This window comes from Exercitatus varius (assembly GCF_029577735.1).
GTDB lineage: Bacteria > Pseudomonadota > Gammaproteobacteria > Enterobacterales > Pasteurellaceae > Exercitatus > Exercitatus varius.
Genome location: NZ_JARQTO010000004.1, coordinates 43,988 through 67,888, shown reverse-complemented (window position 1 = coordinate 67,888; position 23,901 = coordinate 43,988). Strand labels below are relative to the sequence as shown.

26 protein-coding genes are annotated in these 23,901 nt (G+C 43.7%); 17 read left to right on the top strand and 9 right to left on the bottom strand.

The window, feature by feature from the left end:
* Positions 1-88 precede the first annotated feature (88 nt).
* Both oxyR and fabR read left to right on the top strand, forming a co-directional pair.
* A complete protein-coding gene (gene oxyR, locus P7M01_RS05330) occupies positions 89-991 on the top strand; it encodes a DNA-binding transcriptional regulator OxyR (protein WP_317477152.1) in 903 nt (300 codons plus the stop codon).
* 1 nt (position 992) lies between these two features.
* On the top strand, positions 993-1,592 hold the full coding sequence (gene fabR / locus P7M01_RS05325) for an HTH-type transcriptional repressor FabR (RefSeq protein ID WP_202936522.1): 600 nt from the start codon (positions 993-995) through the stop codon (positions 1,590-1,592).
* A gap of 60 nt (positions 1,593-1,652) precedes the next feature.
* Here fabR and zapB read toward each other — a convergent pair whose 3' ends face one another.
* Positions 1,653-1,871 carry a cell division protein ZapB gene (zapB, locus tag P7M01_RS05320; protein ID WP_202936521.1) on the bottom strand — a complete coding sequence of 73 codons (219 nt, stop codon included), beginning with the start codon at positions 1,869-1,871 and terminating at the stop codon, positions 1,653-1,655.
* 171 nt (positions 1,872-2,042) lie between these two features.
* Here zapB and glpX point away from each other — a divergent pair, with 171 nt between their 5' ends.
* Complete coding sequence (glpX, locus tag P7M01_RS05315; RefSeq protein ID WP_202936520.1) at positions 2,043-3,056, top strand: class II fructose-bisphosphatase; 1,014 nt, start codon at positions 2,043-2,045, stop codon at positions 3,054-3,056.
* A gap of 191 nt (positions 3,057-3,247) precedes the next feature.
* On the opposite strand, the gene P7M01_RS05310 is transcribed toward glpX, so the two are convergent.
* The 6 genes from P7M01_RS05310 to P7M01_RS05285 all read right to left on the bottom strand — a co-directional run bounded on the left by P7M01_RS05310 (position 3,248) and on the right by P7M01_RS05285 (position 7,770).
* On the bottom strand, positions 3,248-3,745 hold the full coding sequence (locus P7M01_RS05310) for a pentapeptide repeat-containing protein (protein ID WP_202936519.1): 498 nt from the start codon (positions 3,743-3,745) through the stop codon (positions 3,248-3,250).
* Between the two features lie 11 nt (positions 3,746-3,756).
* Positions 3,757-4,827: a tetratricopeptide repeat protein gene (locus tag P7M01_RS05305; RefSeq protein WP_317483365.1), complete on the bottom strand. Its 1,071-nt coding sequence runs from the start codon at positions 4,825-4,827 to the stop codon at positions 3,757-3,759.
* A gap of 12 nt (positions 4,828-4,839) precedes the next feature.
* Positions 4,840-6,426 carry a DUF4384 domain-containing protein gene (locus P7M01_RS05300; protein WP_317483366.1) on the bottom strand — a complete coding sequence of 529 codons (1,587 nt, stop codon included), beginning with the start codon at positions 6,424-6,426 and terminating at the stop codon, positions 4,840-4,842.
* A 60-nt stretch (positions 6,427-6,486) separates the two neighbouring features.
* Positions 6,487-6,750 carry a hypothetical protein gene (locus P7M01_RS05295; RefSeq protein ID WP_317477146.1) on the bottom strand — a complete coding sequence of 88 codons (264 nt, stop codon included), beginning with the start codon at positions 6,748-6,750 and terminating at the stop codon, positions 6,487-6,489.
* A gap of 168 nt (positions 6,751-6,918) precedes the next feature.
* Positions 6,919-7,332: a hypothetical protein gene (locus P7M01_RS05290; RefSeq protein ID WP_202936515.1), complete on the bottom strand. Its 414-nt coding sequence runs from the start codon at positions 7,330-7,332 to the stop codon at positions 6,919-6,921.
* A gap of 75 nt (positions 7,333-7,407) precedes the next feature.
* Positions 7,408-7,770 carry a hypothetical protein gene (locus tag P7M01_RS05285; protein WP_202936514.1) on the bottom strand — a complete coding sequence of 121 codons (363 nt, stop codon included), beginning with the start codon at positions 7,768-7,770 and terminating at the stop codon, positions 7,408-7,410.
* A 313-nt stretch (positions 7,771-8,083) separates the two neighbouring features.
* Between P7M01_RS05285 and rfaD the strand changes: the two genes are divergently transcribed.
* Entirely contained in the window at positions 8,084-9,010 is a 927-nt protein-coding gene (rfaD, locus tag P7M01_RS05280) for an ADP-glyceromanno-heptose 6-epimerase (RefSeq protein ID WP_317478732.1), read from the top strand.
* An 18-nt stretch (positions 9,011-9,028) separates the two neighbouring features.
* Positions 9,029-9,472 carry an FMN-binding protein MioC gene (mioC, locus tag P7M01_RS05275; RefSeq protein ID WP_202936512.1) on the top strand — a complete coding sequence of 148 codons (444 nt, stop codon included), beginning with the start codon at positions 9,029-9,031 and terminating at the stop codon, positions 9,470-9,472.
* 174 nt (positions 9,473-9,646) lie between these two features.
* On the opposite strand, the gene lptD is transcribed toward mioC, so the two are convergent.
* Positions 9,647-12,010 (bottom strand): LPS assembly protein LptD, encoded by a 2,364-nt coding sequence (gene lptD / locus P7M01_RS05270; protein ID WP_317483367.1) that lies wholly within the window; start codon positions 12,008-12,010, stop codon positions 9,647-9,649.
* A 520-nt stretch (positions 12,011-12,530) separates the two neighbouring features.
* Here lptD and mnmG point away from each other — a divergent pair.
* From mnmG to P7M01_RS05210, 12 genes are all read left to right on the top strand, one after another.
* On the top strand, positions 12,531-14,420 hold the full coding sequence (mnmG, locus tag P7M01_RS05265; protein WP_317480445.1) for a tRNA uridine-5-carboxymethylaminomethyl(34) synthesis enzyme MnmG: 1,890 nt from the start codon (positions 12,531-12,533) through the stop codon (positions 14,418-14,420).
* Positions 14,410-15,051, top strand: a complete 642-nt coding sequence (rsmG, locus tag P7M01_RS05260; RefSeq protein WP_317483368.1) for a 16S rRNA (guanine(527)-N(7))-methyltransferase RsmG — start codon at positions 14,410-14,412, stop codon at positions 15,049-15,051. Before mnmG ends, rsmG begins: the two co-directional genes overlap by 11 nt.
* 97 nt (positions 15,052-15,148) lie before the next feature.
* A complete protein-coding gene (locus P7M01_RS05255) occupies positions 15,149-15,532 on the top strand; it encodes an ATP synthase subunit I (protein ID WP_317483369.1) in 384 nt (127 codons plus the stop codon).
* A gap of 17 nt (positions 15,533-15,549) precedes the next feature.
* Positions 15,550-16,338, top strand: a complete 789-nt coding sequence (gene atpB, locus P7M01_RS05250; RefSeq protein ID WP_317477184.1) for a F0F1 ATP synthase subunit A — start codon at positions 15,550-15,552, stop codon at positions 16,336-16,338.
* A gap of 56 nt (positions 16,339-16,394) precedes the next feature.
* Complete coding sequence (gene atpE / locus P7M01_RS05245) at positions 16,395-16,649, top strand: F0F1 ATP synthase subunit C (protein ID WP_011201496.1); 255 nt, start codon at positions 16,395-16,397, stop codon at positions 16,647-16,649.
* A gap of 68 nt (positions 16,650-16,717) precedes the next feature.
* Positions 16,718-17,188 (top strand): F0F1 ATP synthase subunit B, encoded by a 471-nt coding sequence (gene atpF / locus P7M01_RS05240; RefSeq protein ID WP_202936506.1) that lies wholly within the window; start codon positions 16,718-16,720, stop codon positions 17,186-17,188.
* 13 nt (positions 17,189-17,201) lie between these two features.
* Positions 17,202-17,732 carry a F0F1 ATP synthase subunit delta gene (atpH, locus tag P7M01_RS05235; protein WP_202936505.1) on the top strand — a complete coding sequence of 177 codons (531 nt, stop codon included), beginning with the start codon at positions 17,202-17,204 and terminating at the stop codon, positions 17,730-17,732.
* A gap of 15 nt (positions 17,733-17,747) precedes the next feature.
* Positions 17,748-19,289 carry a F0F1 ATP synthase subunit alpha gene (gene atpA, locus P7M01_RS05230; protein ID WP_317475842.1) on the top strand — a complete coding sequence of 514 codons (1,542 nt, stop codon included), beginning with the start codon at positions 17,748-17,750 and terminating at the stop codon, positions 19,287-19,289.
* An 18-nt stretch (positions 19,290-19,307) separates the two neighbouring features.
* Positions 19,308-20,177, top strand: coding sequence for a F0F1 ATP synthase subunit gamma (atpG, locus tag P7M01_RS05225; protein ID WP_202936503.1), 870 nt, complete (start codon positions 19,308-19,310; stop codon positions 20,175-20,177).
* Between the two features lie 15 nt (positions 20,178-20,192).
* Positions 20,193-21,569 carry a F0F1 ATP synthase subunit beta gene (gene atpD, locus P7M01_RS05220; RefSeq protein WP_317477186.1) on the top strand — a complete coding sequence of 459 codons (1,377 nt, stop codon included), beginning with the start codon at positions 20,193-20,195 and terminating at the stop codon, positions 21,567-21,569.
* A 39-nt stretch (positions 21,570-21,608) separates the two neighbouring features.
* Positions 21,609-22,037: a F0F1 ATP synthase subunit epsilon gene (locus P7M01_RS05215; RefSeq protein WP_317483370.1), complete on the top strand. Its 429-nt coding sequence runs from the start codon at positions 21,609-21,611 to the stop codon at positions 22,035-22,037.
* Between the two features lie 121 nt (positions 22,038-22,158).
* Positions 22,159-22,941, top strand: a complete 783-nt coding sequence (locus P7M01_RS05210) for a Cof-type HAD-IIB family hydrolase (RefSeq protein WP_317483371.1) — start codon at positions 22,159-22,161, stop codon at positions 22,939-22,941.
* A gap of 81 nt (positions 22,942-23,022) precedes the next feature.
* Here P7M01_RS05210 and malM read toward each other — a convergent pair whose 3' ends face one another.
* Positions 23,023-23,895, bottom strand: coding sequence for a maltose operon protein MalM (gene malM, locus P7M01_RS05205; RefSeq protein WP_202936499.1), 873 nt, complete (start codon positions 23,893-23,895; stop codon positions 23,023-23,025).
* Between the last annotated feature and the right edge of the window lie 6 nt (positions 23,896-23,901).

Here is a 23,901-nt window from a genome sequence, read left to right as displayed (position 1 = left end):
GAATTATAATTAGTTTTATGTTATCGTTACAATCAATTAATTTCTATTCATTCAATCGTTTTTTTCTATATTAAGAGTTGCCGTTATTATGAATATCCGTGATTTAGAATATCTTGTTTCGCTCGCCGAATTCAAACACTTCCGCCGCGCCGCGGATGCCTGTAATGTCAGTCAACCCACTTTAAGCGGACAAATCCGAAAATTAGAGGACGAATTAGGCATTACGTTGCTTGAACGTACTAGCCGTAAAGTATTGTTCACGCAATCGGGGTTATTATTGGTGGAACAAGCCAAGCAGGTGTTGCGCGAAGTAAAATTATTGAAAGAAATGGCAAGCAATCAGGGTAAAGATATGACCGGTCCGTTGCATATCGGCGTCATTCCGACCGTCGGTCCTTATTTATTGCCTTATATCATGCCGGTACTCAAAGAAGAATTTCCGGAATTGGAGCTGTTTTTGTATGAAGCGCAAACCAACCAATTAGTGGATCAGCTGGAAACGGGCCGTTTGGACTGTGCGATTTTGGCCGCCGTCGCCGAAACGGAACCTTTCATCCAGGTACCGCTGTTTAACGAAAAAATGCTGGTCGCAGTCTCGGAAACTCATTCCTGGGCGAAAGAAAAAAATATTCCGTTGGATCACTTAAAAGGCATGGAAGTGTTAATGCTGGATGACGGTCATTGTCTGCGGGATCAGGCTTTGGGTTACTGCTTTGCCGCAGGCGCCAGAGAAAACGCCCATTTTCAGGCCACCAGCCTGGAAATGTTACGCAATATGATTGCTGCCAATGCGGGTATCACACTTATGCCTGAACTGGCCGTGTTGAACGAAGGCCAGCGTCAGGGAGTCAAATATATTCCCTGTGTCGATCCGGAACCGCAACGTACCATTACGCTGATTTACCGTCCCGGTTCGCCGTTACGCGCCCGTTACGAACGGGTCGCAAATGCGGTCAAAAAAGCGGTTAAACCGATTTTAGAGGGAGATTAAAATGGCAGGCGTTCGTGCAATTCAAAAAGAAAAAACCCGTCGCGCACTGGTTGACGCCGCATTTAATCAGCTTAATGCGGAGAAAAGTTTTTCCAATCTCAGTCTGCGTGAAGTGGCGCGCGAAGCCAACATCGCCGCCACCTCATTCTACCGCCACTTTAAAGATATGGACGAGCTTGGCCTGGTGATGGTGGATGAAGCGGGGATGACCTTGCGTCAACTAATGCGGCAGGCGCGCAAACGGATTGAAAAAGGCGGCAGTGTGATCGCCATTTCGGTGGAAACCTTTTTTGAATTTATCAATAACAGTCCGAACGTGTTCCGTCTGCTACTACGCGAAAGTTCCGGTACATCGCAGGCATTCCGCACCGCGGCGGCGCGTGAAATTAAACATTTTGCCGACGAACTGGCGGAATATATCTCGAATAAACACGGTTATTCTCAATATATCGCTTATGTTCAGGCGGAAGGCATGGTGACATTGGTGTTTACAGCGGGAGCCAATGCTTTAGATATGAATCCGAAAGAGCGGGAACAGCTGAAAGAACGTCTGATCTTACAGTTGCGCATGCTTGCCAGAGGCGCGGCACACCCGCACTGATGATTGTCTTAGCCGATAAAAAACGATCTTCACAGATCGTTTTTTTACGTCACAAATAAATTAAACGTTGTCGATTTGACCTAATAATGAACGTAAACGTTCCTGCCAGTTATTATGTTCGACTTTCAGTTGTTCGTTTTCATTACGCAATGCGTCATTAGCTTGTTGTGCCTGATCATTTTTTTCTTTTAACTCTTCCACTTCCAACTGAAGTAACTGAATAGTTTCCACCGCCTGGCGGACTTTACTTTCCAATTGATCTAAAATTTCTGATGACATGGTAATTTCCCTTTGATTAAAACAAAATAAAGTGTGGTTATTTTACTCTAGAACTGTACAAATTTGAACGACCGAAACGGAATTTTTTTAAATCCGGAAAGATTTTTTCCGCAATCGTTTGCCGCGGTGATAAAATTAGCTCAATTTCATCAAATCAAAGGGGACAAACAGATGAACCGATCTTTAGCCATTGAATTTTCTCGTATCACCGAAGCCGCTGCGCTTGCCGCTTTTGCCTGGTTAGGACGCGGTGATAAAAATGCCGCCGATAACGCCGCCGTGAAAGCCATGCGTTTTATGCTGAATCAAATTCACATGGACGGCGAAATCGTCATCGGCGAAGGGGAAATCGATCAGGCGCCTATGCTCTACATCGGTGAAAAATTAGGTTCCGGCATGGGCGAAGTGGTTTCCATTGCGGTAGATCCTATCGACGGCACGCGCATGACGGCAATGGGTCAGGCAAATGCTATCGCCGTACTGGCGGCAGGCGGAAAAAACACCTTCCTGCGCGCACCGGATATGTACATGGAAAAATTGGTGGTGGGTCCCGAATTAAACGGCATGATTGATTTAACGCTGCCTATCGAACAAAATTGTCGCCGCGCCGCGCAACGTCTGGGTAAATCCGTCACTCAGCTTACCGTTGCCGTGCTGGCCAAACCCCGCCACGAAGAAGTCATTAAACGCATTCAACATTTAGGCGCCCGTGTCATGTGCATTCCCGACGGCGATGTCGCGGCATCGCTGTTATGCTGTTTGCCCGACGGCGGCGTGGATATGCTTTACGGTATCGGCGGCGCGCCCGAAGGCGTGATTTCCGCCGCCGCCGTTCGTGCCTTACACGGCGACATGCAGGCCCGCTTGCTGCCGCGTAATCAAGTAAAAGGAGACACGGCGGAAAATCGAAAAATCGCCGAAGACGAAATTCGCCGTTGTCATGAAAACGGCGTAGAAGTCAACACCGTCTTGAAATTAGACGATCTCGCAAAAGACGACAATCTTGTGTTTTCGGCAACCGGCATCACCAACGGCGATTTACTCAAAGGCATTCAACGCAAAGGCAATTTAGCCACCAGCGAAACCTTGCTGATTCGCGGCAAATCCCGCACAATCCGACGCATTCAATCCACTCATTATCTCGATCGCAAAGATGCGGAGATTTATCAGTTAATCGGCGAATAAGCATAAAAGTGCGGGAAAAAAAACGATAGTTTTTTGAAGGTTGCCGTCGCTAACAAGCTTGATATAAGCGCGGCTGTGCCAAGGTGACAATAAAAAAACGTGCAAAATTTTGACCGCACTTTTACGGATGACAAAAACCAAAAGCCCGGTATGCGAACCGGGCTTTTGTCGGATTGAATCACATCGCGGCATTATTTCCAAACGGTGCCGTCGGTTTTAGCGCCGTCCAAACGAGCGTTGGTTAAATCCGCGCCTTTCAAATTCGCCCCGGAAAGATCCGCATGCCGTAAATCCGCATTAATCAGCACGGCGTTTTGCAGATTCGCATGACGCAGATTCGCACGCGCTAAATTGGCGTTGGTGAAATCCATGCCGGAGAAATTTTTATTGGACAAATCCTTACCCGCTAATTTCGCATTGATGAAATCCTCGCGGGCTTCCAATGGCATGGAATCCGCTTTGTCATTCGGAATGACCGTGGTTTTTCCGTTAACGGTTTTAATCGTAGCATTTTTAGCCACCGTGTGACGCCCCGGAATATTTTGCTCGGAAACCGCATTCGGCCCGACGGCTTTATTTATGATGGTTCCCTGCACGGAAACGCTTTGTTCGTTATCCGCGGCAAAGGCAACGGTCGAGGCCATCAATGTTAAAGCGGCGGTTTGCATTGCTTTAGTTAACATTGTCATATTTTTCTCCCTTATTTATTGATTTTTACGGAATGGCTCGGTTTCAGCAAAAGTAAATTTTCCAACGGATCATCTTCCGTTAAACTGACATTAGGCGTTCCGCCGACAGGTGAAGACGAACTTTTCTCCGTTTTGCCGTCCTGCGCCGGCGTCAGTACGATAGGCGGTGTCGTCACCATATTCGACGTTTCCTGCATCCACAGGCTGTTTAAACTGTTTCCCGACGCATTTTGTTTCGACAGGATAATCGGCAATATTTTACGGGCCTGATCGCTCCCTTGTTGAGCGGCAAGCCGATATAATCGAATGGCTTCGCCGAAATTCTGAGGAACGCCCGCACCTTTGTGGTAACGCGTTGCCAATTCATAACTGGCTTGTCCGTTACCGGCCTGCGATTCCTGCCGTAATTTCTGAAAATGCTCGTTATGGTTTACGCTGACAATCTGCTGAGTTCGATTAGGCGCCGCGGTCAGGCTTTTCTGATTACGTTTCGCCGCATAGCTGCCTAAAGCGATAGCTTTTTCGTTCCAGGCGACGGCATCCGTTGTATTGCCGCGACGATAATACAGATTCGCCAAGGCATTAGCGGCAACGGAATCGCCCATATTCGCCGCTTTCGTTAACAAGCGAAGAGCGGATTGGTTAGAGGGTTGCGGATTGCTACGCTGTTCCAGCAAACCTAATAAGGTGGTCGCCCGCACAAAACCCAAACCGTTCGCCCGTTCCAGATAACGCTTCGCTTTAGCGTAGTCCTGTGCAGTGCCGTATCCCATAAACAGGAAATATCCCGTTGCCAGCATAGCGTGCGGGTCATTCATATCGGCATAATGGGAAAAAATATTATAGGCATAGGAATAATTTTCCCGTTTATATGCTTCGAACGCCTGTCCGAGGGCCGTCACTTGATCCGATTCGGCTTCCTCATTCGGTGTCGCCGGCTGAGCCTGAATCGGGACATATTCGTTCGCACCGGCGGCCGGTTGATTAATCACGATAGCCGCCTCACTGCCCATACCGAATGCGGCGACACTCAGCATAAACAGAATGTGATTTAAAGGGAAACGGCAAAAATGCGTCAACATACTCCCTCCTGATTACTTAACCGTGTAAGAAACGGTTTGTGTACCTTTAATTTCATCACCAAAGACTTCTTTCAACTTAGCGGAAAGCTCCGACATACTTTTCACGTCAATCGGATTGAACGGTTCACCGAAGGTCTGGCTCAAACGCGGTGCTAAGGATGAATAGGAAGCTACGCACATGACCGATTCGTTGCCCGCACTGGTTAAATCCAGAGAATAAGCGTTACTGCCCGGCAGATTCAGAGGTTTCCCGGCGGACAGATTTTCTTCCGCCTCTAACGGATTCGGATAGATCTGAGCAATACTGTTGCTCGCATCCTGATAGAAACAGCTTACGTGCGAACCTTCTTTATCAGCGTTGATGGTAAGCGACAGTTTGTCGCCGATTTTGTATTGCGATTTATCGGACGACATATTCAGGCTAATCGGATCGCCTTTATCCGTGTAAAAATACGGATAGCCGTTACGAGGTTCGTTCGAACCGTCTTCATCTTTTTTACCGGAAGGCTGTAACCCCGCTTTTTTGATATTACCGCTACCGTCAACCCTTGTGTAGTTTTTCATCATTCGTTCATAACTTTCAAAGTTAATCACGCCGGACGGTGTGGCATTGTTGTCTTTTTGGAACAAGGTCAGCGCTTCTTTAAATGCCGTTGTCGGCGTACCGTCTACAGGGCCGTTGTAATAACCGAGATTACGTAATCCGGTTTGGAATAACTTCACTTTTTCAGTTTCGCCCATACCTTCAAACCAATCCAACAACTGGCGTTGGAATTCCGGATGAGACTGATCTAAGGATAAACATTGCCAATAAGGCACTTGCGCATATTTACCCACCAATTCAATCATGCCTAAATCCGTTAACGTCCGTACCGCCGAGCCGACGCCCTGAGACAAATTTCGCTCAAAGGAGAACTGAACGCCCACTTTACGGATTTTTGCTCCGGAATCGAATCCGAAACCTTTGTTGGCGGCGACAATTTCATTTGCCGAATCAATACCCGGATATAAAGTTCGGGTTAAAAAATCCCCCACATGTAATTCCATACCCAGCGCCGTGGTGATTAAATCGCCGGAAAGACCAAGTTCTACGTCATCACTTACCGAAATTCCCGCGCTGTCGGATTTTTTCAACACGCTTTGGTCAACATAAGAAACGGAACCTGAAATATAAATTTGCGGGGCGGGAATCTGCATGCTGCCGGTTGGTAAAAGTAAACTGGAAAGAGTTTGTACCGTGTCCTGCTTCATCGGATTGATTTCAAAATCCACCACTCTGAACGCTCCGCTGGTACGAGACATCTGTGAAAGTGCGGTCACAATCATGTCATTTGCGGCGACTAACGCTTTACCCGACGGATCGTTAATGGTTTTAATGGCGACAACCGTTTGTCCCGCATTACTTTGTAACAATAAATTATCCATACAGCTTAAACTGTCGCTGAAACTGGTCATGGCTCTGACCGGTTCCGACACCGGACGGGTATGGGTGGTAGTAGATTCGATATAAGGTCTGTCGCCGTGTAATTGCGTTCCCGTCGAACAACCAGCTAAAACTGACGCGGCAACATATGAAAGAAACACATGATGAATTTTCACAGAATGATTCCCTTAAGTAAAAATTAAAAAGTTGTAGAATAATGTTTTTATTGGAGAAGATTATTTACAGAGACTGACAACATCGCCTTTGATAATCACGATATTATCGGAATTTTTGCTTGGTCCGTACTTACCGGAACTTACGCCGCTTTTCGTTGTTGTGGTACCAATATTTGTGGTACAACTTCTGGAGCCGATACCGCTCACTGAACTGCCTTCCGTCGTTCTTTCCGTCACCTCTTCGGCGTCATATCCCGCTTTTCCCATTTTTGCCCAGTTCTGAGCCTGTACGGAATGGACTTTTGCTTTATCTAAAGGAGACATCCCTTGTCTTGGCGCAAGTTCCGAAGATGCGGAAAAGGTTGAAGTTGAAAATGAGAATAAGCAGGCTGCAACATAAATGTAAAAAGATCTATTCATTTTCATCTCTCTTTAAGTGAAGGAAATAACCTCGAGAGCAATCGATTGGCTCCCGAGGTTAAATAAGGAAGATTAATCTTCGCTGTTATTAGACGCCATGTTTTGTGTTGCATGACCAACACCCATAGCAAAGTTAGATACGGCACCCTTAACGTCAACGGATTGTTTGTTGTTACCGCCAATGGTCACTTTACCGTTATTGGAAGCTAAGTTTTGAGTCGCTTTACCGGCACCCATCGCAAAGTTTGATACCGCGCCTTTAACGTCTACGGATTGTTTGTTATTACCGCCGACAGTAACTTTACCGCTATTGGAAGCTAAATTTTGAGTCGCTCTACCGGCACCCATTGCAAAGTTTGATACCGCGCCTTTAACATCTACAGATTGCTGGTTATTACCACCGATAGAAACTTTGGCATTTGCCGTAGCCACCGAAAATACAGCGATAAGTCCGACTGCAAGACCTGTTTTCATTAAATTTTTCATCAAAAACCCCTTATCTGAATAAAATTCAAAAGAAAAAATTTATATATTGCCTAATGGTTCTCGTAAAGATCAGTATTAATCTTTTACGACAGAACCGATATTAACTTCAGATTTACCGCCGCCGGAGGCTGAATTTACGATAGTACCTACCGATACAACCTGATTGTTGCTACCGGCATAATTTACCGATGAACCCAAGTTAATAGCGGCTTTCCCACCGCCTGAAGCAGTATTAATAAGCGAACCGTTAACCACAACGGTTTGCGTATTGTTCGAACCGACAACCCGACCCACGGTAGAACCAACGTTCACCGAAGCCTTCCCAGCAGAATCAGACTTGTTAATAACACTTCCCGACACAGTGACATTCTGCGTATTAGCGGAAACCGCTGTCACTGCAACAGACAGTGTTATCAGAGCAATAAATTGTCTAATCATGGCATCCTCCTTTTTATGATGCATTTTCAGCCTACTATAGAGATTTCACAAGATCAAATAGCAAAAACCGAAAATAAGCGATAACTCAAAAATATACCGAATTCAGTCACAATATATTTATATGTATATCAAAGGGTTAATACTTATTATTTAGGCAGTGCAAAGTTTTGTAAAAGTCTGTAAAATAGCCATTTTCATGGTTAAACATCCATGTTTTTACGGATAAAAAGCATTCATAACAAAAATTTTCCTGCCTGAAAAATTAAAATCTATTACAATACCTATTAGTTTTCACACACAAAAGGACAGCATTATGATTATCGTTACAGGCGGCGCAGGTTTTATCGGCAGTAATATTGTTAAAGCATTAAATGATTTGGGTCGTAAAGATATTTTAGTCGTGGACAATCTGAAAGACGGCACGAAATTTATCAACTTAGTGGATTTAGATATTGCGGATTACTGCGATAAAGAAGATTTCATCGCACAAATTATCGCCGGTGACGATTTCGGTAACGTAAACGCCGTGTTCCACGAAGGCGCCTGTTCTGCCACCACGGAATGGGACGGCAAATACATCATGCACAACAATTACGAATATTCCAAAGAATTGCTGCATTACTGCTTAGATCGCAAAATCCCGTTTTTCTATGCATCGAGTGCGGCCACTTACGGCGACAAAACGGAATTTGTGGAAGAACGCCAATTTGAAGGCCCGTTAAACGTATACGGTTATTCCAAATTCTTATTCGATCAATATGTGCGCCGGATTTTACCGAACGCCGCCTCACCGGTTTGCGGATTTAAATATTTCAACGTATACGGACCGCGCGAACAGCACAAAGGCAGCATGTCCAGCGTGGCATTTCACCTGAACAACCAAATTCTGAAAGGCGAAAATCCGAAATTATTCGCCGGCAGCGAACACTTCCTGCGCGATTTCGTTTATGTCGCCGATGTTGCCGCCGTGAATATCTGGGCGTGGCAAAATAAGATTTCCGGTATTTTCAACTGCGGCACGGGCCATGCCGAAAGTTTCAAAGCCGTTGCCGAAGCGGTGATCAAACATCACGGTAAAGGCGCCATTGAAACCATTCCGTTCCCGGATCACTTAAAATCACGCTATCAGGAATATACGCAAGCGGATCTCAGCAAATTACGAGCCGCCGGTTGCGATTTAAAATTTAAATCCGTTGCCGAAGGCGTGGCGGAATATATGGCGTGGCTGAATCGCAAATAAGAAACATAAGGTATTGAAATGTCAGAAAAAATTTCAATTATCACCGGTTCCACTTTAGGCGCCGCCGAATATGTGGGCGATCACTTAGGCGATGTGCTACAAGAAAAAGGGTTTGATGTCACCGTACAAAACGCCGTAATTCTGGATGAAGTCATTGACGACAAAATTTGGTTGATTGTGACCTCAACCCACGGCGCCGGCGACTTACCGGACAACCTGAAACCGCTGATGAATCAAATCGCCGAAGAAAAAACCGATTTATCGGGCCGACGGTTCGCTGTGGTGGGATTAGGCAATTCCGATTACGACACCTTTTGTTTCGCGGTGGATAAAGTGGAAAATCTGCTGCTCGCCCAAGGCGCCGTCCGACTTTGCGACGCCCTCCGCATTGATGTGTTAACGGAGGAAAATCACGAACAAGCGGCGGAAAACTGGCTGCCGAATTTCATCGCCGCGCTGTAATTTTACAAAGTTCGGTCTCAAAAAGTGCGGGCAAAATTTTAAACGTTTTTTAGCAGCGATTTTTACGTTGTTTTTTATAAAGGCATAGTAGACAAAATGGTTGTTAAAAAGTAGCTTAAGATCTTTATAGTACAAGGCTTTTAGCCATCTTTTTGAAATATAAACAATAATCTTTTATAAATTAAACGGTTTCACATACGGCAGCATGCCTTTGTCCAGCATATCCACCAAACCGCTGTGATGATCGTTCGGACCTAAACCGCGTAATTCCACCGTGAAACTCACGCTATTATCATACAGAGTGTCTTTGCTGTCGCTATATTTACGCGTGTCGCTTTCGCTCACCAGGTAACGACGCACACCGACACCGGCGGACCAACAGCAGGTGTTATAACGCACGCCGGCATATTGTTCCACCGGTTTATTCAGGGCGATGTCATGATAATAACGTCCCACTACCGCCCAATTATCGGCAATTTCCCAGGCGACCGTACTGCCCAGCTGTTTGATATCCTGATTGTAACGGTTAACGCCGGAGGTTAAGTTCTGATCGATATATTCCTTACTGGCGTAACGGTAATTCAACTGAATCAGGTTATTACGTTCGGGATTATATTCCAGGCTGGTATTCATTAAGGAAACGGCGTCCAGTCGGGTGTCGTATTGATAACTGCCGCGCCAGTTCCATTGATCGTTAATTTTCCAGTTGCTTTCCAACGCCCATGAAGAGGAACGTCCGGTGGTACTGTGTTCGGAATTTTCATCAATACGGGAATCGTTCAGATAAATAATTTGCCCTAAAGATACGTTAAACCGTTCATTGGCGTTTTCATCGTAGAAACGGCTGGTTCCGCCCAAAGTAAATTGATTGGCGGAAGCAATGCGATCCAAGCCGCTGTAACGGCGATCGCGGAACAGAGAAAAATAATCCTGCTGCAACAACGCGGAATCATAACCCAAACCTAAATAATTGGAATAACGTTTGGAACCGATGTTACTTTGATCGCGGTACGGACGATAAAGATATTGTACGTGCGGTTCAAGAGTTTGAGTATAGCCTTTGATAAAGGTTTCATTACTTGCCAGCACCGTTTGTAAATCCACTTTAATTTGCGGAATAGTACGATTTACGGATTTCTTAATATTCGCATCCACGCCCGTACCGGCTTTTTGTTGGTAATGGGTGGCATACAATTTGGTTTCAATATTCAGACTGCCGTATTTATTCGCCATCGGAAGGTTTAAACTCGGTTCTACATGATAACGCCATGCCGTCGGCATCGCTTTGCTGTCATTATCAAAATGCACCGCTTGAGCGAATAATTTGAAATCCAACCAACCTTTTGCCAGTCCGTTCTTATAATAATTGAAATCCATTTGCGGTAGCGCTTTGTACGGACCGATATCCACATCATCAAAAATCTGGAATTCTTTGGCCGAAATCGCAAAATTCCAGTTAGGCTGATAGTAAGACAATCGGGCGGATTGCGTAGCGTAACCGTCGGTACTGCTGCCGTAATCGGAGTCAAAATCAGAAAAATAACGTTTATCGCTTACTTTGGTGTAATCGATATTTAATCGCCAATCGTCCCACAAACGGGCATCGTGTTTCCAATAAAACAAATGGCGCGAACGATTTTCACCGGTGTAATCTTCATAACGATCATCGCCTAAATATTCGCCGAAGATTTTCCCTTCGCCCAAAGCGTTTAAATAACGAAATTCACCTAACCATTGCCAGCCGCGTTGCGACATATATTTAGGCGTAATTGTCATGTCATAATTCGGCGCGATGTTCCAATAAACGGATTGAGCAAACCAGTAACCATCACGACTGGAATGACCGGCACTCGGAATCAATAAACCTGATCGACGACGATCGCCGATAGGTAACTGCAAATAAGGCGTATAGAAAACCGGCACGCCCGCAACTTTAAAGCGGGCATGCCACATTTCCGCATATTCTTCTTTTATATGCTGTTTCATTTCGGAAGCGTCAATTTGCCAGGCGTTATCATTCGGCAAACAGGAAGTAAAGGTGGCGTTTTTCAGTAAACGATAATTCTCGCGATTTTCCGAACTTTCCGCCGTTCCGCGGCCTTGTCTTCCCACAAATTGATAATCGGAATTCGCGACGTCCGCATCATTATTATTCAGATTGATTTTTGCGTCTTTACCTTTTAATACGATCAATTCATCCCGATAATCAAAAACACCGTTAGCATAAGCATGACGTAATGCATTCGCGCCTTCACCCGTTTGGGTAACAACCACTTCCGGCGCCTGCAAATGACGATTTCCCTGTTTAATATCCACATCACCGCTATAAGTGGCGCGGGAAGGATTAACAATGTCCGCCTGATCCGCCTCAATATAAACGGGCTGTTCGTTGGCATCACCCGAAACCGGTTCTCCCGTAAACTGAGGCACACCCGACAAACATTGACGATGTAAATCATCGGCGTTCGCCAACGCGCCGCTGCTGTAAAGTGCGGTCAAAATCGCAAAAGAAATAAAGGAATAAGAAGAATGTTTCATAGCTAACCGGTTAAACATAAAAGTGGGTTAATTATACTTGAAGTACCAAAATTTATCACGAAATTTGACCGCACTTTTCATAAAACGTTTACTTTCGATGTCTTTTTTATCACTTTTATCTTGTGGATAACTTAATAAAAAAACGCATAAAAGCTGTATTTTTCCCGTGTATAAAATAACAATTTAATTTAACTGTGGATAAATCACTATGTTATTCACAGGCTTTTTACTGTAAAGATCAAAATTTTTAACAGGATCCTTTTTTATCTAACCGATTTATTTTGCTAACAAAGATCCTTTTATACACAAAGATCAGGTGATCCTAATTATCGTCATAATAAGATCTTTATATAAATTTAAGATCTTATTTTATTAGCAACCGGCTTTTTCTGAGTTTTATCCCGCCTAACGTTTAATTTCAACTTTCAAGCCCGGGTAAATTTCAGTAAAATAGCCCGTTACTTTTATATTTCAATTTATGGATCGGTGAAAGCGATCATATTCATTACATAAGGTTACTATGTTTTATACGGAAAATTATGATGTGATCGTAATCGGCGGCGGTCACGCAGGAACCGAAGCGGCACTTGCTCCGGCCCGAATGGGTTTGAAAACCCTGCTTTTAACGCACAATGTGGATACTTTAGGTCAAATGTCTTGTAATCCGGCTATCGGCGGCATCGGTAAAGGGCATTTAGTGAAAGAGATCGATGCTATGGGCGGTTTAATGGCAACCGCGGCTGATTTGGCGGGCATTCAGTTTCGTACCTTAAATAGCAGTAAAGGACCGGCTGTGCGGGCAACTCGTGCGCAAGCGGATCGCGTGTTATATCGTCAAGCGGTGCGCCAGGCTCTTGAAAATCAACCTAATTTGGATATTTTCCAACAGGAAGCCACGGATATTTTACTGGAACAAAATCGCGCCGCAGGGGTTTCCACCAAAATGGGATTAACCTTTCGGGCTAAGTCTGTCATTTTAACGGCGGGAACTTTTTTAGCCGGCAAAATTCATATCGGTTTAACCAATTATGAAGGCGGACGTGCGGGAGATCCGGCTTCCGTCACACTTTCTCACCGATTACGTGATCTCGGTTTGCGAGTGGATCGTTTAAAAACCGGTACGCCGCCACGTTTGGACGCTCGTACCATTAATTTCGAGATTTTGGCAAAACAGTACGGAGACTCGGAATTACCGGTTTTCTCTTTTATGGGATCGGTGGATCAACATCCGCGCCAGATTCCTTGTTTTATAACTCATACTAATGAACAAACCCATGATGTGATCCGCCATAATCTGGATCGTAGTCCGATGTATACTGGCGTGATTGAAGGGATCGGACCACGTTATTGTCCGTCTATCGAAGATAAAGTGATGCGTTTTGCCGATCGCACTTCCCATCAGATTTATCTTGAACCCGAAGGATTAACCAGCAACGAAATTTATCCGAACGGGATTTCCACCAGCTTACCGTTTGACGTACAGATGAAAATAGTCAATTCCATGAAAGGGCTGGAAAATACCCGCATTGTTAAACCGGGTTACGCTATCGAATACGATTATTTTGATCCGCGGGATCTGAAACCGACCTTGGAAACGAAAGCAATCAACGGTTTGTTTTTTGCCGGTCAGATCAACGGCACCACCGGCTATGAAGAAGCGGCGGCTCAAGGTTTGTTAGCGGGAATTAACGCCGGTTTATACGTACAGGAAAAAGAATCCTGGTTCCCACGCCGGGATCAGGCTTACGTAGGCGTATTGGTGGATGATTTGTGTACTCTCGGTACCAAAGAGCCTTATCGTGTGTTTACTTCTCGCGCGGAATATCGTTTATTATTGCGCGAAGATAACGCGGACAGCCGTTTAACGCCGATTGCCCGCGAATTAGGGTTAATCGACGAAGCCCGTTGGGCGCGTTTCAATCGGAAAATGGAAAATATTGCCAAAGAACGCGAACGATTGAAACAGATCTGGATTCATCCGCAATCCGAACATTTGAACGAGATTAACGGCTTGGTTAATACGCCGTTAACCCGTGAAGCCAGCGGTGAAGATTTGCTGCGTCGCCCTGAAGTGAACTATGAAAGACTGACAAAAACTGCGGCATTTTCTCCCGCACTTGAGGATAAACAAGCCGCCGAACAAGTGGAAATTGCGATTAAATATCAAGGCTATATCGAACACCAGCAGGAAGAAATCGAAAAACAAAAACGTCACGAAAATACGTTGATTCCCGAACGTTTCGATTATTCGTTGGTTGCCGGATTATCCAACGAAGTGCGGTCGAAATTGGAACAACATCGCCCGGTTTCAATCGGACAAGCGAGTCGAATTTCCGGCGTGACGCCGGCGGCAATTTCTATTTTGCTGGTCAATTTGAAAAAACAGGGAATGTTAAAACGTGGCGAATGATTTAGAGCGGATTCTTGCGCAAAAGCTTGAAAATCTGTTAAAAAAGACCGAACTTTGTTTGACCTCTCAGCAGAAATCGCAATTAGTGCGGTTGGTTTTATTGCTGAATAAATGGAATAAGGCTTACAATCTGACTTCCGTACGTGATCCGCAGGAAATGCTGGTTAAACACATTCTGGACAGTCTGGTAGTAAGTCCTTATTTACAAGGTGATCGTTTTATTGATGTGGGAACTGGCCCGGGCTTACCCGGTCTGCCTTTGGCTATTATTAATCCTAATAAAAAATTCGTATTGCTCGACAGCCTTGGCAAACGGATCAGTTTTATCCGCAATGCGGTACGTGAGTTGGGACTAACTAATGTAGAACCCGTACTCAGCCGCGCGGAAGAATATATGCCCGATCATAAATTTGACGGCGTATTGAGCCGCGCTTTTGCCAGCCTGAAAGATATGACGGATTGGTGTCATCATTTACCGGTCGATAACGGTTTGTTTTATGCCTTGAAGGGGATTTATCAGCAAGATGAAGTGATGAATATGGATGATCGTTTTCAGGTTGTTGAAGTGATAAAACTGCAAGTTCCCGAATTAACGGGCGAACGACATTTGGTTAAAGTTAAAAAAATGTAAAAATTATGGTTTATTTGCATTTTTTTCGCGCGGTTTAAGTTGGAATAAACCGGAAATATGCGTATAATCATTCGTGTTTTGATAAGTAAAAAGGGTTATGTCGAAAGTCATAGGACAAGCAAGACAACAATATAAAAAAGCATTAACCGTCGAATTGGGCGGATTAATGTTTTTTTTCCTGCTTTTGTGTTTATGGCAATGGAAAAGTGCGGTCAGTTTTGGGCTCGGATTTTTATCGGCTTTTTTACCTTTTGCGGTTTTTGTGCTGATTGTCTTTTTCAGAAAAGCAACCTATTCCACCGAAATGGCCGCTTTTTATCGCGGCGAAGCGATTAAATTCGGCTTAACCGTGATTTGCATTATCGCTTGTTTTAAGTTATTTGTGACGATGAATTTTATCGTTTTTTTTACGGGTTACTTCGTCGCACTGATACTGAATAATCTTTTACCCGTGTTGATCGGTAAAAAAATTAAATCGTAATCGTCAGAGGATTTATTATGTCTGGACAAACGACTTCCGAATATATTGGTCACCATTTACAATTTTTGAAAACAGGGGATTCTTTTTGGAATATTCATGTTGATACCTTGTTTTTTTCCGTTTTAGCGGCTGTGATTTTTTTGGCGGTATTTCGTTCCGTAGCGAAAAAAGCCACTTCCGGTGTGCCGGGTAAATTGCAATGTGCGATTGAAATTGTGGTGGAATGGATTAACGGTATTGTTAAAGAAAATTTCCATGGTCCGCGTAATGTTGTCGCACCTTTGGCATTAACTATTTTCTGTTGGGTATTCATTATGAATGCCATCGACTTGATTCCTGTCGATTTTCTTCCTCAGTTAGCCGGTTTATTCGGCATTCACTATCTTAGAGCGGTACCTACCGCCGATATCAGCGCAACATTAGGTATGTCCTTGTGTGTGTTTGCGTTAATCCTTTTCTACACGGTGAAATCTAAAGGTTTCGGCGGATTGGTGAAAGAATATACGCTTCATCCTTTTAATCACTGGGCTTTTATTCCGGTCAATTTTATTCTCGAAACCGTGACTTTGCTGGCCAAACCCATTTCATTGGCGTTCCGTTTATTCGGTAATATGTATGCGGGAGAATTAATCTTTATTCTTATCGCCGTTATGTATTCCGCGAATGCCGCCATTGCCGCATTAGGTATTCCTTTACACTTGGCTTGGGCGATTTTCCATATTTTAGTGATTACTTTGCAAGCTTTCATCTTTATGATGTTAACGGTAGTGTATTTGAGTATTGCTTATAATAAGGCAGAACATTAATTTTTAACTAAACCCGGTCCCTTTGGGGCTTATTCCTTAACTTAATGGAGAACATTATGGAATCTGTAATTACAGCTACAATCATTGGTGCGTCAATTCTTCTGGCTTTTGCCGCACTGGGTACGGCAATCGGCTTTGCTATTTTAGGCGGTAAATTCTTAGAGTCTTCAGCTCGTCAACCTGAGCTTGCTTCAAGTTTACAAACTAAAATGTTTATCGTTGCAGGTCTTTTGGATGCCATTGCGATGATCGCTGTAGGTATTTCATTACTATTCATTTTCGCTAACCCATTCATCGGTTTATTACAATAATTGTCGATTTTTTCTAATTTTATTAGCTCTTTTAAACAGAGCCGACAATATTAACAGAGGAGGGTGTTGTGAATTTAAATGCAACATTAATCGGTCAGCTTATTGCGTTCGCATTATTTACATGGTTTTGCGTTAAATTTGTTTGGCCGCCGATTATTAAAGCGATTGAAGAACGTCAAAGTTCTATTGCTAATGCCTTGGCATCGGCTGAAGCCGCAAGAAAAGAACAAGCGGACACGAAAGCGTTAGCGGAAGAAGAAATTACCAAGGCTAAAATCCAGGCTCAGGAAATTATTGATTCCGCCAATAAACGCCGTAATGAAGTGTTAGATGAAGTGAAAGCGGAAGCGGAAGCGTTAAAAGCTAAAATTATTGAACAAGGCTATGCGGAAGTGGAAGCCGAGCGTAAACGCGTTCAAGAAGAACTTCGTGTCAAAGTGGCTTCATTGGCGATTGCAGGTGCGGAAAAAATTGTTGGTCGTACCGTGGATGAAGCGGCGAACAATGACATTATTGATAAATTAGTTGCAGAATTATAAGAAGGTTGAGCTTATGTCAGAATTAACTACGATAGCTCGCCCTTATGCCAAAGCAGCATTTGATTTTGCCGTGGAACAAAGTGCGGTCAAAAAATGGCATGAAATGTTGGCTTTTACCGCGGAAGTGGCAAAAGACGAACAGGTTCAGCAATTTTTGACAGGATCTTTACCCGCTCAAAAAGTGGCGGATACGGTAATTTCTATTTGTGGCGAACAACTTGATCAATACGGGCAAAATCTTATTCGGTTAATGGCTGAAAATAAGCGTTTAACTGTGCTTCCGGCTGTATTTGACGAATTCCGACATTATGAGGAAGAACACAATGCAATTGCCGAAGTTCAGGTCATTTCGGCTCAACCATTAAATGCAACGCAAACAGATAAAATTGCCGCTGCAATGGAAAAAAGACTTGCCCGTAAAGTTAAATTAAATTGCAGTGTAGATAATGCCCTGATTGCCGGGGTTATCATTCGTACGGACGATTTTGTGATTGACGGTTCAAGCCGCGGACAATTAAACCGTCTGGCACACGAATTGCAATGATAAGAGGATTTTAAAATGCAACTAAATTCAACTGAAATCAGTGAATTGATAAAAAAACGCATTGCCCAGTTTGATGTGGTGAGCGAAGCTCGCAACACCGGGACAATCGTTTCCGTGAGCGACGGTATTATCCGTATTCACGGTTTAAGCGAAGTAATGCAGGGGGAAATGATTGCTCTTCCTACCGGTCGTTTTGCGATGGCATTAAACTTAGAACGTGATTCTGTTGGTGCGGTGGTTATGGGTCCTTACACGGATCTTGCCGAAGGGATGGAAGTACAATGTACCGGTCGTATTTTGGAAGTGCCGGTAGGTCGCGGTTTATTAGGTCGCGTGGTAAATACCTTGGGTCAGCCAATCGACGGTAAAGGCGAAATTGAAAATGACGGATTTTCTCCGGTTGAAGTAATTGCACCGGGCGTTATCGAACGTAAATCCGTTGATCAACCGGTACAAACCGGCTATAAAGCGGTCGACTCCATGGTACCTATCGGTCGCGGTCAGCGCGAATTAATTATCGGCGACCGTCAAACGGGTAAAACCGCATTGGCTATCGATACCATTATTAACCAAAAAAATTCCGGTATTAAATGTATCTATGTTGCCATTGGTCAAAAAGCATCAACTATCGCCAACGTGGTGCGTAAACTGGAAGAAAACGGCGCGTTAGCAAATACTATCGTTGTGGTGGCTTCCGCATCCGAATCCGCCGCTTTACAGTATTTAGCGCCTTATGCCGGTTGTGCAATGGGTGAATATTTCCGTGATCGAGGTGAAGATGCATTAATTATTTATGATGATCTTTCCAAACAAGCGGTTGCCTATCGTCAAATTTCGTTATTACTTCGTCGTCCGCCTGGTCGTGAAGCGTTCCCGGGTGACGTATTCTACTTGCATTCCCGTTTACTTGAACGGGCGGCTCGCGTAAATGAAGAGTACGTAGAAAATTTCACTAAAGGTGAAGTAAAAGGTAAAACCGGTTCATTAACCGCATTGCCTATTATCGAAACTCAGGCCGGTGACGTTTCCGCTTTTGTTCCGACCAACGTAATTTCTATTACCGACGGTCAGATCTTCTTGGAATCCAACCTATTCAATGCCGGCGTACGTCCTGCGGTAAACCCGGGTATTTCGGTGTCTCGCGTAGGTGGTGCGGCTCAAACTAAAGTGGTTAAAAAATTAGCCGGCGGTATTCGTACGGCATTAGCGCAATATCGTGAATTGGCGGCCTTTGCTCAGTTTGCTTCGGATTTGGATGATGCGACACGCAAACAATTGTCTCACGGTGAAAAAGTCACTGAAATGCTGAAGCAAAAACAATATGCGCCGTTAAGCGTAGCGGAACAAGCCGTGCTTTTATTCGCTGTTGAATTTGGTTATTTAGATGATGTGGATTTAAATAAAATAGCTGATTTTGAGACCGCACTTTTAGATTATGCGAATCGCACTAATGCCGAGTTTATGCGTGAATTAACCAAATCGGGCGATTACAATGATGAAATTAAAAATACATTAAAAGGTATTTTAGATAATTTCAAAGCGAGTAACGCTTGGTAATAGATTCGGAGAAAGACAATGGCTAGTGGAAAAGAGATAAAAACCAAAATTTCCAGTGTGCAAAGTACACAAAAGATTACTAAAGCAATGGAAATGGTGGCAACCTCGAAAATGCGTAAAACCCAGGATCGCATGGCTGCCTCTCGTCCGTATTCTGAAACCATACTTAATGTTATCAGCCACGTATCGAAAGCCAATATTGGTTATAAACATCCTTTTCTTGTGCAGCGTGAAATAAAAAAAGTCGGCATATTGGTTGTTTCAACTGATCGCGGAATGTGTGGTGGCTTAAATATTAACCTGTTTAAAACCGCACTTAACGAAATCAAGCAATGGAAAGAAAAAGCTATCAGTGTAGAGTTGGGTTTGATTGGCTCTAAAGGGATTGCTTTCTTTCGTTCGCTCGGTTTGAACGTAAAAGGGCAACTTTCCGGTCTTGGTGATAATCCTTCGTTGGAAGAATTAATCGGTGTAGCCAATGCAATATTCGAAACTTATAAAAAAGGCGAAATTGACGCAATCTATATCGCTTATAATAAGTTCGTTAATACAATGTCGCAAAAACCGGTTTTCCAACAGTTGGTTCCGTTGCCTGAATTGAAAACCGATAATTTAGGTAATAACCAACAGGTTTGGGATTATATTTACGAACCTGATCCAAAAGTATTACTGGATAGTTTATTGATTCGTTATTTGGAATCTCAGGTTTATCAGGCGGTTGTAGATAATCTGGCTTCAGAACAAGCGGCTCGAATGGTTGCAATGAAAGCAGCAACAGATAATGCAGGTAATTTAATTAATGATCTGCAGTTGGTGTATAACAAAGCCCGTCAGGCAAGTATCACAAATGAATTAAATGAAATTGTTGCGGGTGCCGCAGCAATTTAATGGAGAAAAGCGGTAATGTCAGCAGGAAAAATTGTACAGATTATCGGTGCGGTAATCGACGTTGAGTTCCCACAAAATGCAGTACCAAAAGTTTACGATGCATTAAAAGTTGAAGAAGGCGGTTTAACCCTCGAAGTTCAACAACAATTAGGCGGCGGTGTAGTCCGTTGTATTGCGTTAGGTTCGTCAGACGGTTTAAAACGCGGTTTAAATGTTGATAATACGGGACATCCTATTTCCGTACCGGTTGGTACGAAAACTCTTGGCCGTATTATGAACGTGTTAGGTGAACCAATCGACCAAAAAGGTGAAATCGGTGCGGAAGAAGTATGGGCTATTCACCGTGAAGCGCCAAGTTACGAGGAGCAATCCAACAGTACCGAATTATTAGAAACCGGTATCAAAGTTATCGACTTGATTTGCCCGTTTGCGAAAGGTGGTAAAGTCGGTTTATTCGGTGGTGCCGGTGTAGGTAAAACCGTTAATATGATGGAATTAATCCGTAATATTGCGATTGAACACTCGGGCTTCTCCGTATTTGCCGGTGTAGGTGAACGTACCCGTGAAGGTAACGATTTTTATCATGAAATGACGGAATCCAATGTTTTGGATAAAGTATCTTTGGTTTACGGTCAAATGAACGAACCGCCGGGTAACCGTTTACGCGTGGCGTTAACCGGTTTAACCATGGCGGAAAAATTCCGTGATGAAGGTCGTGACGTATTATTCTTCGTAGATAATATTTATCGTTACACCCTTGCAGGTACCGAAGTATCCGCATTGTTAGGCCGTATGCCGTCTGCGGTAGGTTATCAGCCGACCTTGGCGGAAGAAATGGGCGTATTGCAGGAACGTATTACATCAACTAAAACCGGTTCGATTACTTCGGTGCAAGCGGTTTACGTACCGGCGGACGACTTAACCGACCCGTCTCCGGCCACGACCTTTGCGCATTTGGACTCAACCGTGGTATTAAGTCGAAATATTGCCTCTTTAGGTATTTATCCGGCCGTTGACCCGTTGGATTCCACTTCTCGTCAATTAGACCCGCAAGTGGTAGGTCAAGAGCATTATGATGTGGCGCGCGGCGTACAAGGTATTTTGCAGCGTTACAAAGAATTGAAAGACATTATTGCCATTCTTGGTATGGATGAACTTTCGGAAGACGATAAACTCGTGGTAGCACGTGCGCGTAAAATCGAACGTTTCTTATCGCAACCGTTCTTCGTCGCCGAAGTATTTACCGGTTCGCCGGGTAAATATGTTTCCTTGAAAGATACTATTCGCGGTTTTAAAGGTATTCTTGAAGGCGAATACGACCACATTCCGGAACAAGCTTTCTATATGGTCGGTTCTATCGAAGAAGTTATTGAAAAAGCGAAAAATATGTAATCACTTCAAGACTGATTACCAGAATTGAAGGAGAAAAACATGGCAACATTCAACTTAACCGTTGTAAGTGCGGAAGAAAAAATTTTTGAAGGTGTCGTAAGAAGTATTCAAGCCACCGGTTCGGAAGGTGAATTGGGTATTTTAGCGGGACATATTCCTTTATTAACGGGAATTAAACCGGGCATCGTCAAAATTACCAGTGAAGATAATAGCGAAGAAGTGCTTTATGTATCCGGCGGCTTTTTGGAAGTTCAGCCGAATATCGTTACAGTGCTTGCCGACGTTGCTATCCGCGGTAGCGAATTGGATCAAGAACGTATTCTTAATGCGAAACGCAAAGCGGAAGAAAATATCGTGGCAAAACATGCCGATGTGGATCACGATTTACTGGTAGCAAAATTATCAAAAGAAATGGCAAAATTACGCGCTTACGAATTGACCGAAAAATTAGTGAAAAACAAACGCTGATTTTGACCGCACTTGAAGCCGTTCCTATTATTAGGAACGGCTTTATTTTTTTAGTATTGGTATTTAGGTTTGTTCTCTGTTAATTTAAATAGGCTAATAACCTTACGACAGGGAAATAAATATGCGATACAAAGCCATTTTCAGCGATATGGACGGCACTTTATTGAATAGCCGACATCAAATCGGCCCAAGAACCGAAGCGGCTATTAAAGCGGCTATTGCCAAAGGCATTCCTTTTATTCCCGTTTCAGCCCGCCCACCTTATGCCATAACACCTTATACCGAACAGTTACAAACCAACCATGGGATTATTTGTTACAGCGGTGCGTTGATTCTGGATAAAAATCTGCAGGAACTTTATAGCGTTCAAATAGATCCGGCCGATTTAGCGGCGCTTAATCGAATTCTGGCGAATGAGTCGTCTCTCTCGATAAATCATTATGCCGGTTTAGATTGGTTTACCAATGATTTGAATAATTATTGGACAAAGCAGGAAGCGGATATTACCGGTTTATCCCCAAAACAAACGCCGGCTAACCTCACCAAGGCGCATAAAATTTTGGTGATGGGGGAAGCGAATAAAATCAAACCGCTTGAACAAAAACTTAAACAAAATCTCCCGCACTTGAGCATTCATCTTTCTAAACCCGAATATATCGAAATCATGAATAAAGCGGCAACTAAAGCAAAAGCCATTGATTTCATGGCGAAATATTTACATGTCAATGCCGATGAAATGATTGCTTTCGGCGATAATTTCAACGATTTGGATATGCTTGAATATGCGGGTTTAAGCGTTGCTATGGGCAATGCGCCGGATGAAATTAAGCAGGTTACAAAAAAAGTGACGGCAAGTAATGATGAAGACGGTATCGCTCTGATATTAGAGGATGAATTTAAATAAAAAATCTGCACGTCGGGTGAATTTAAATTCAACACTGATGTGCAGATAAAAAATACAAATATGAAAAAGACTATTAGAGGATTAATTCGAGTTCACATTTTTTAAGAAAATTTGACGAGGCGATTTTAATCCTAATTTTTCCGCCTCATTAACCAGATTCAACGCTTTGTTTATATCCTTTGCTTTCAGCGCTTTTGTTACCGCTTGATTGAAATAGGCTTCGGTATCTTTATCCACCGGCGTATTTATCGCTTTACTGTGAGCAGCCGATCCGTCTACGGTTGCTCCGACTGCCGTCATTTTTTTACTTGATTTAGTTGGTAAAATATCATCCAGCCCGATAAAGCGCGTACCTTGTTCGTTGCTTACGTTCACAACGATTTCACCGCTGCGGCTGTGTTTGACTTCAATATCGTTAATTGCCGGCGGCTGATTGCCCATAGCTTTAGCGTAAATTTTCGCCGGATGCGGAACCGTTGTGGTCTTACCTAAATCCTGCTGCGTGGTGTAAATCAGCAAATAAATATAATCCTGACCGGAAACCGGAGTAAGATTCAGTTCCGCCGTGAAACGGTTTGGCAACATGCCGCGTTCTTCTTGGAATTTAAACATAGAGGAAGGATAACTTGCCGCGACATTAAAATTGGCATCCAACACTACTGCATTTGGTATAAAAACGTTTCCATCTATAATTTGGCTGTAAATATCAATGGTTAGTGCGCCTTGATTGGCGGGAATGCGGTATGCCACCACCGGGCTTTCCGTACCGGCGAAACTGCGGGTAAAGGTTTGATTTTGATTGGCGGAAAGTTCCGTTTTTACGTTTTTAGAAAATTCAATATCCTGCCATTGAACGGCTGATAATGTCTGCGGATTAATATGAACAGACTGATTTGCTGAAACAGATAAGGAGAACAATGCTAAAAGAGCGGTCGCAAGTAATGTTTTTTTCATATTAAT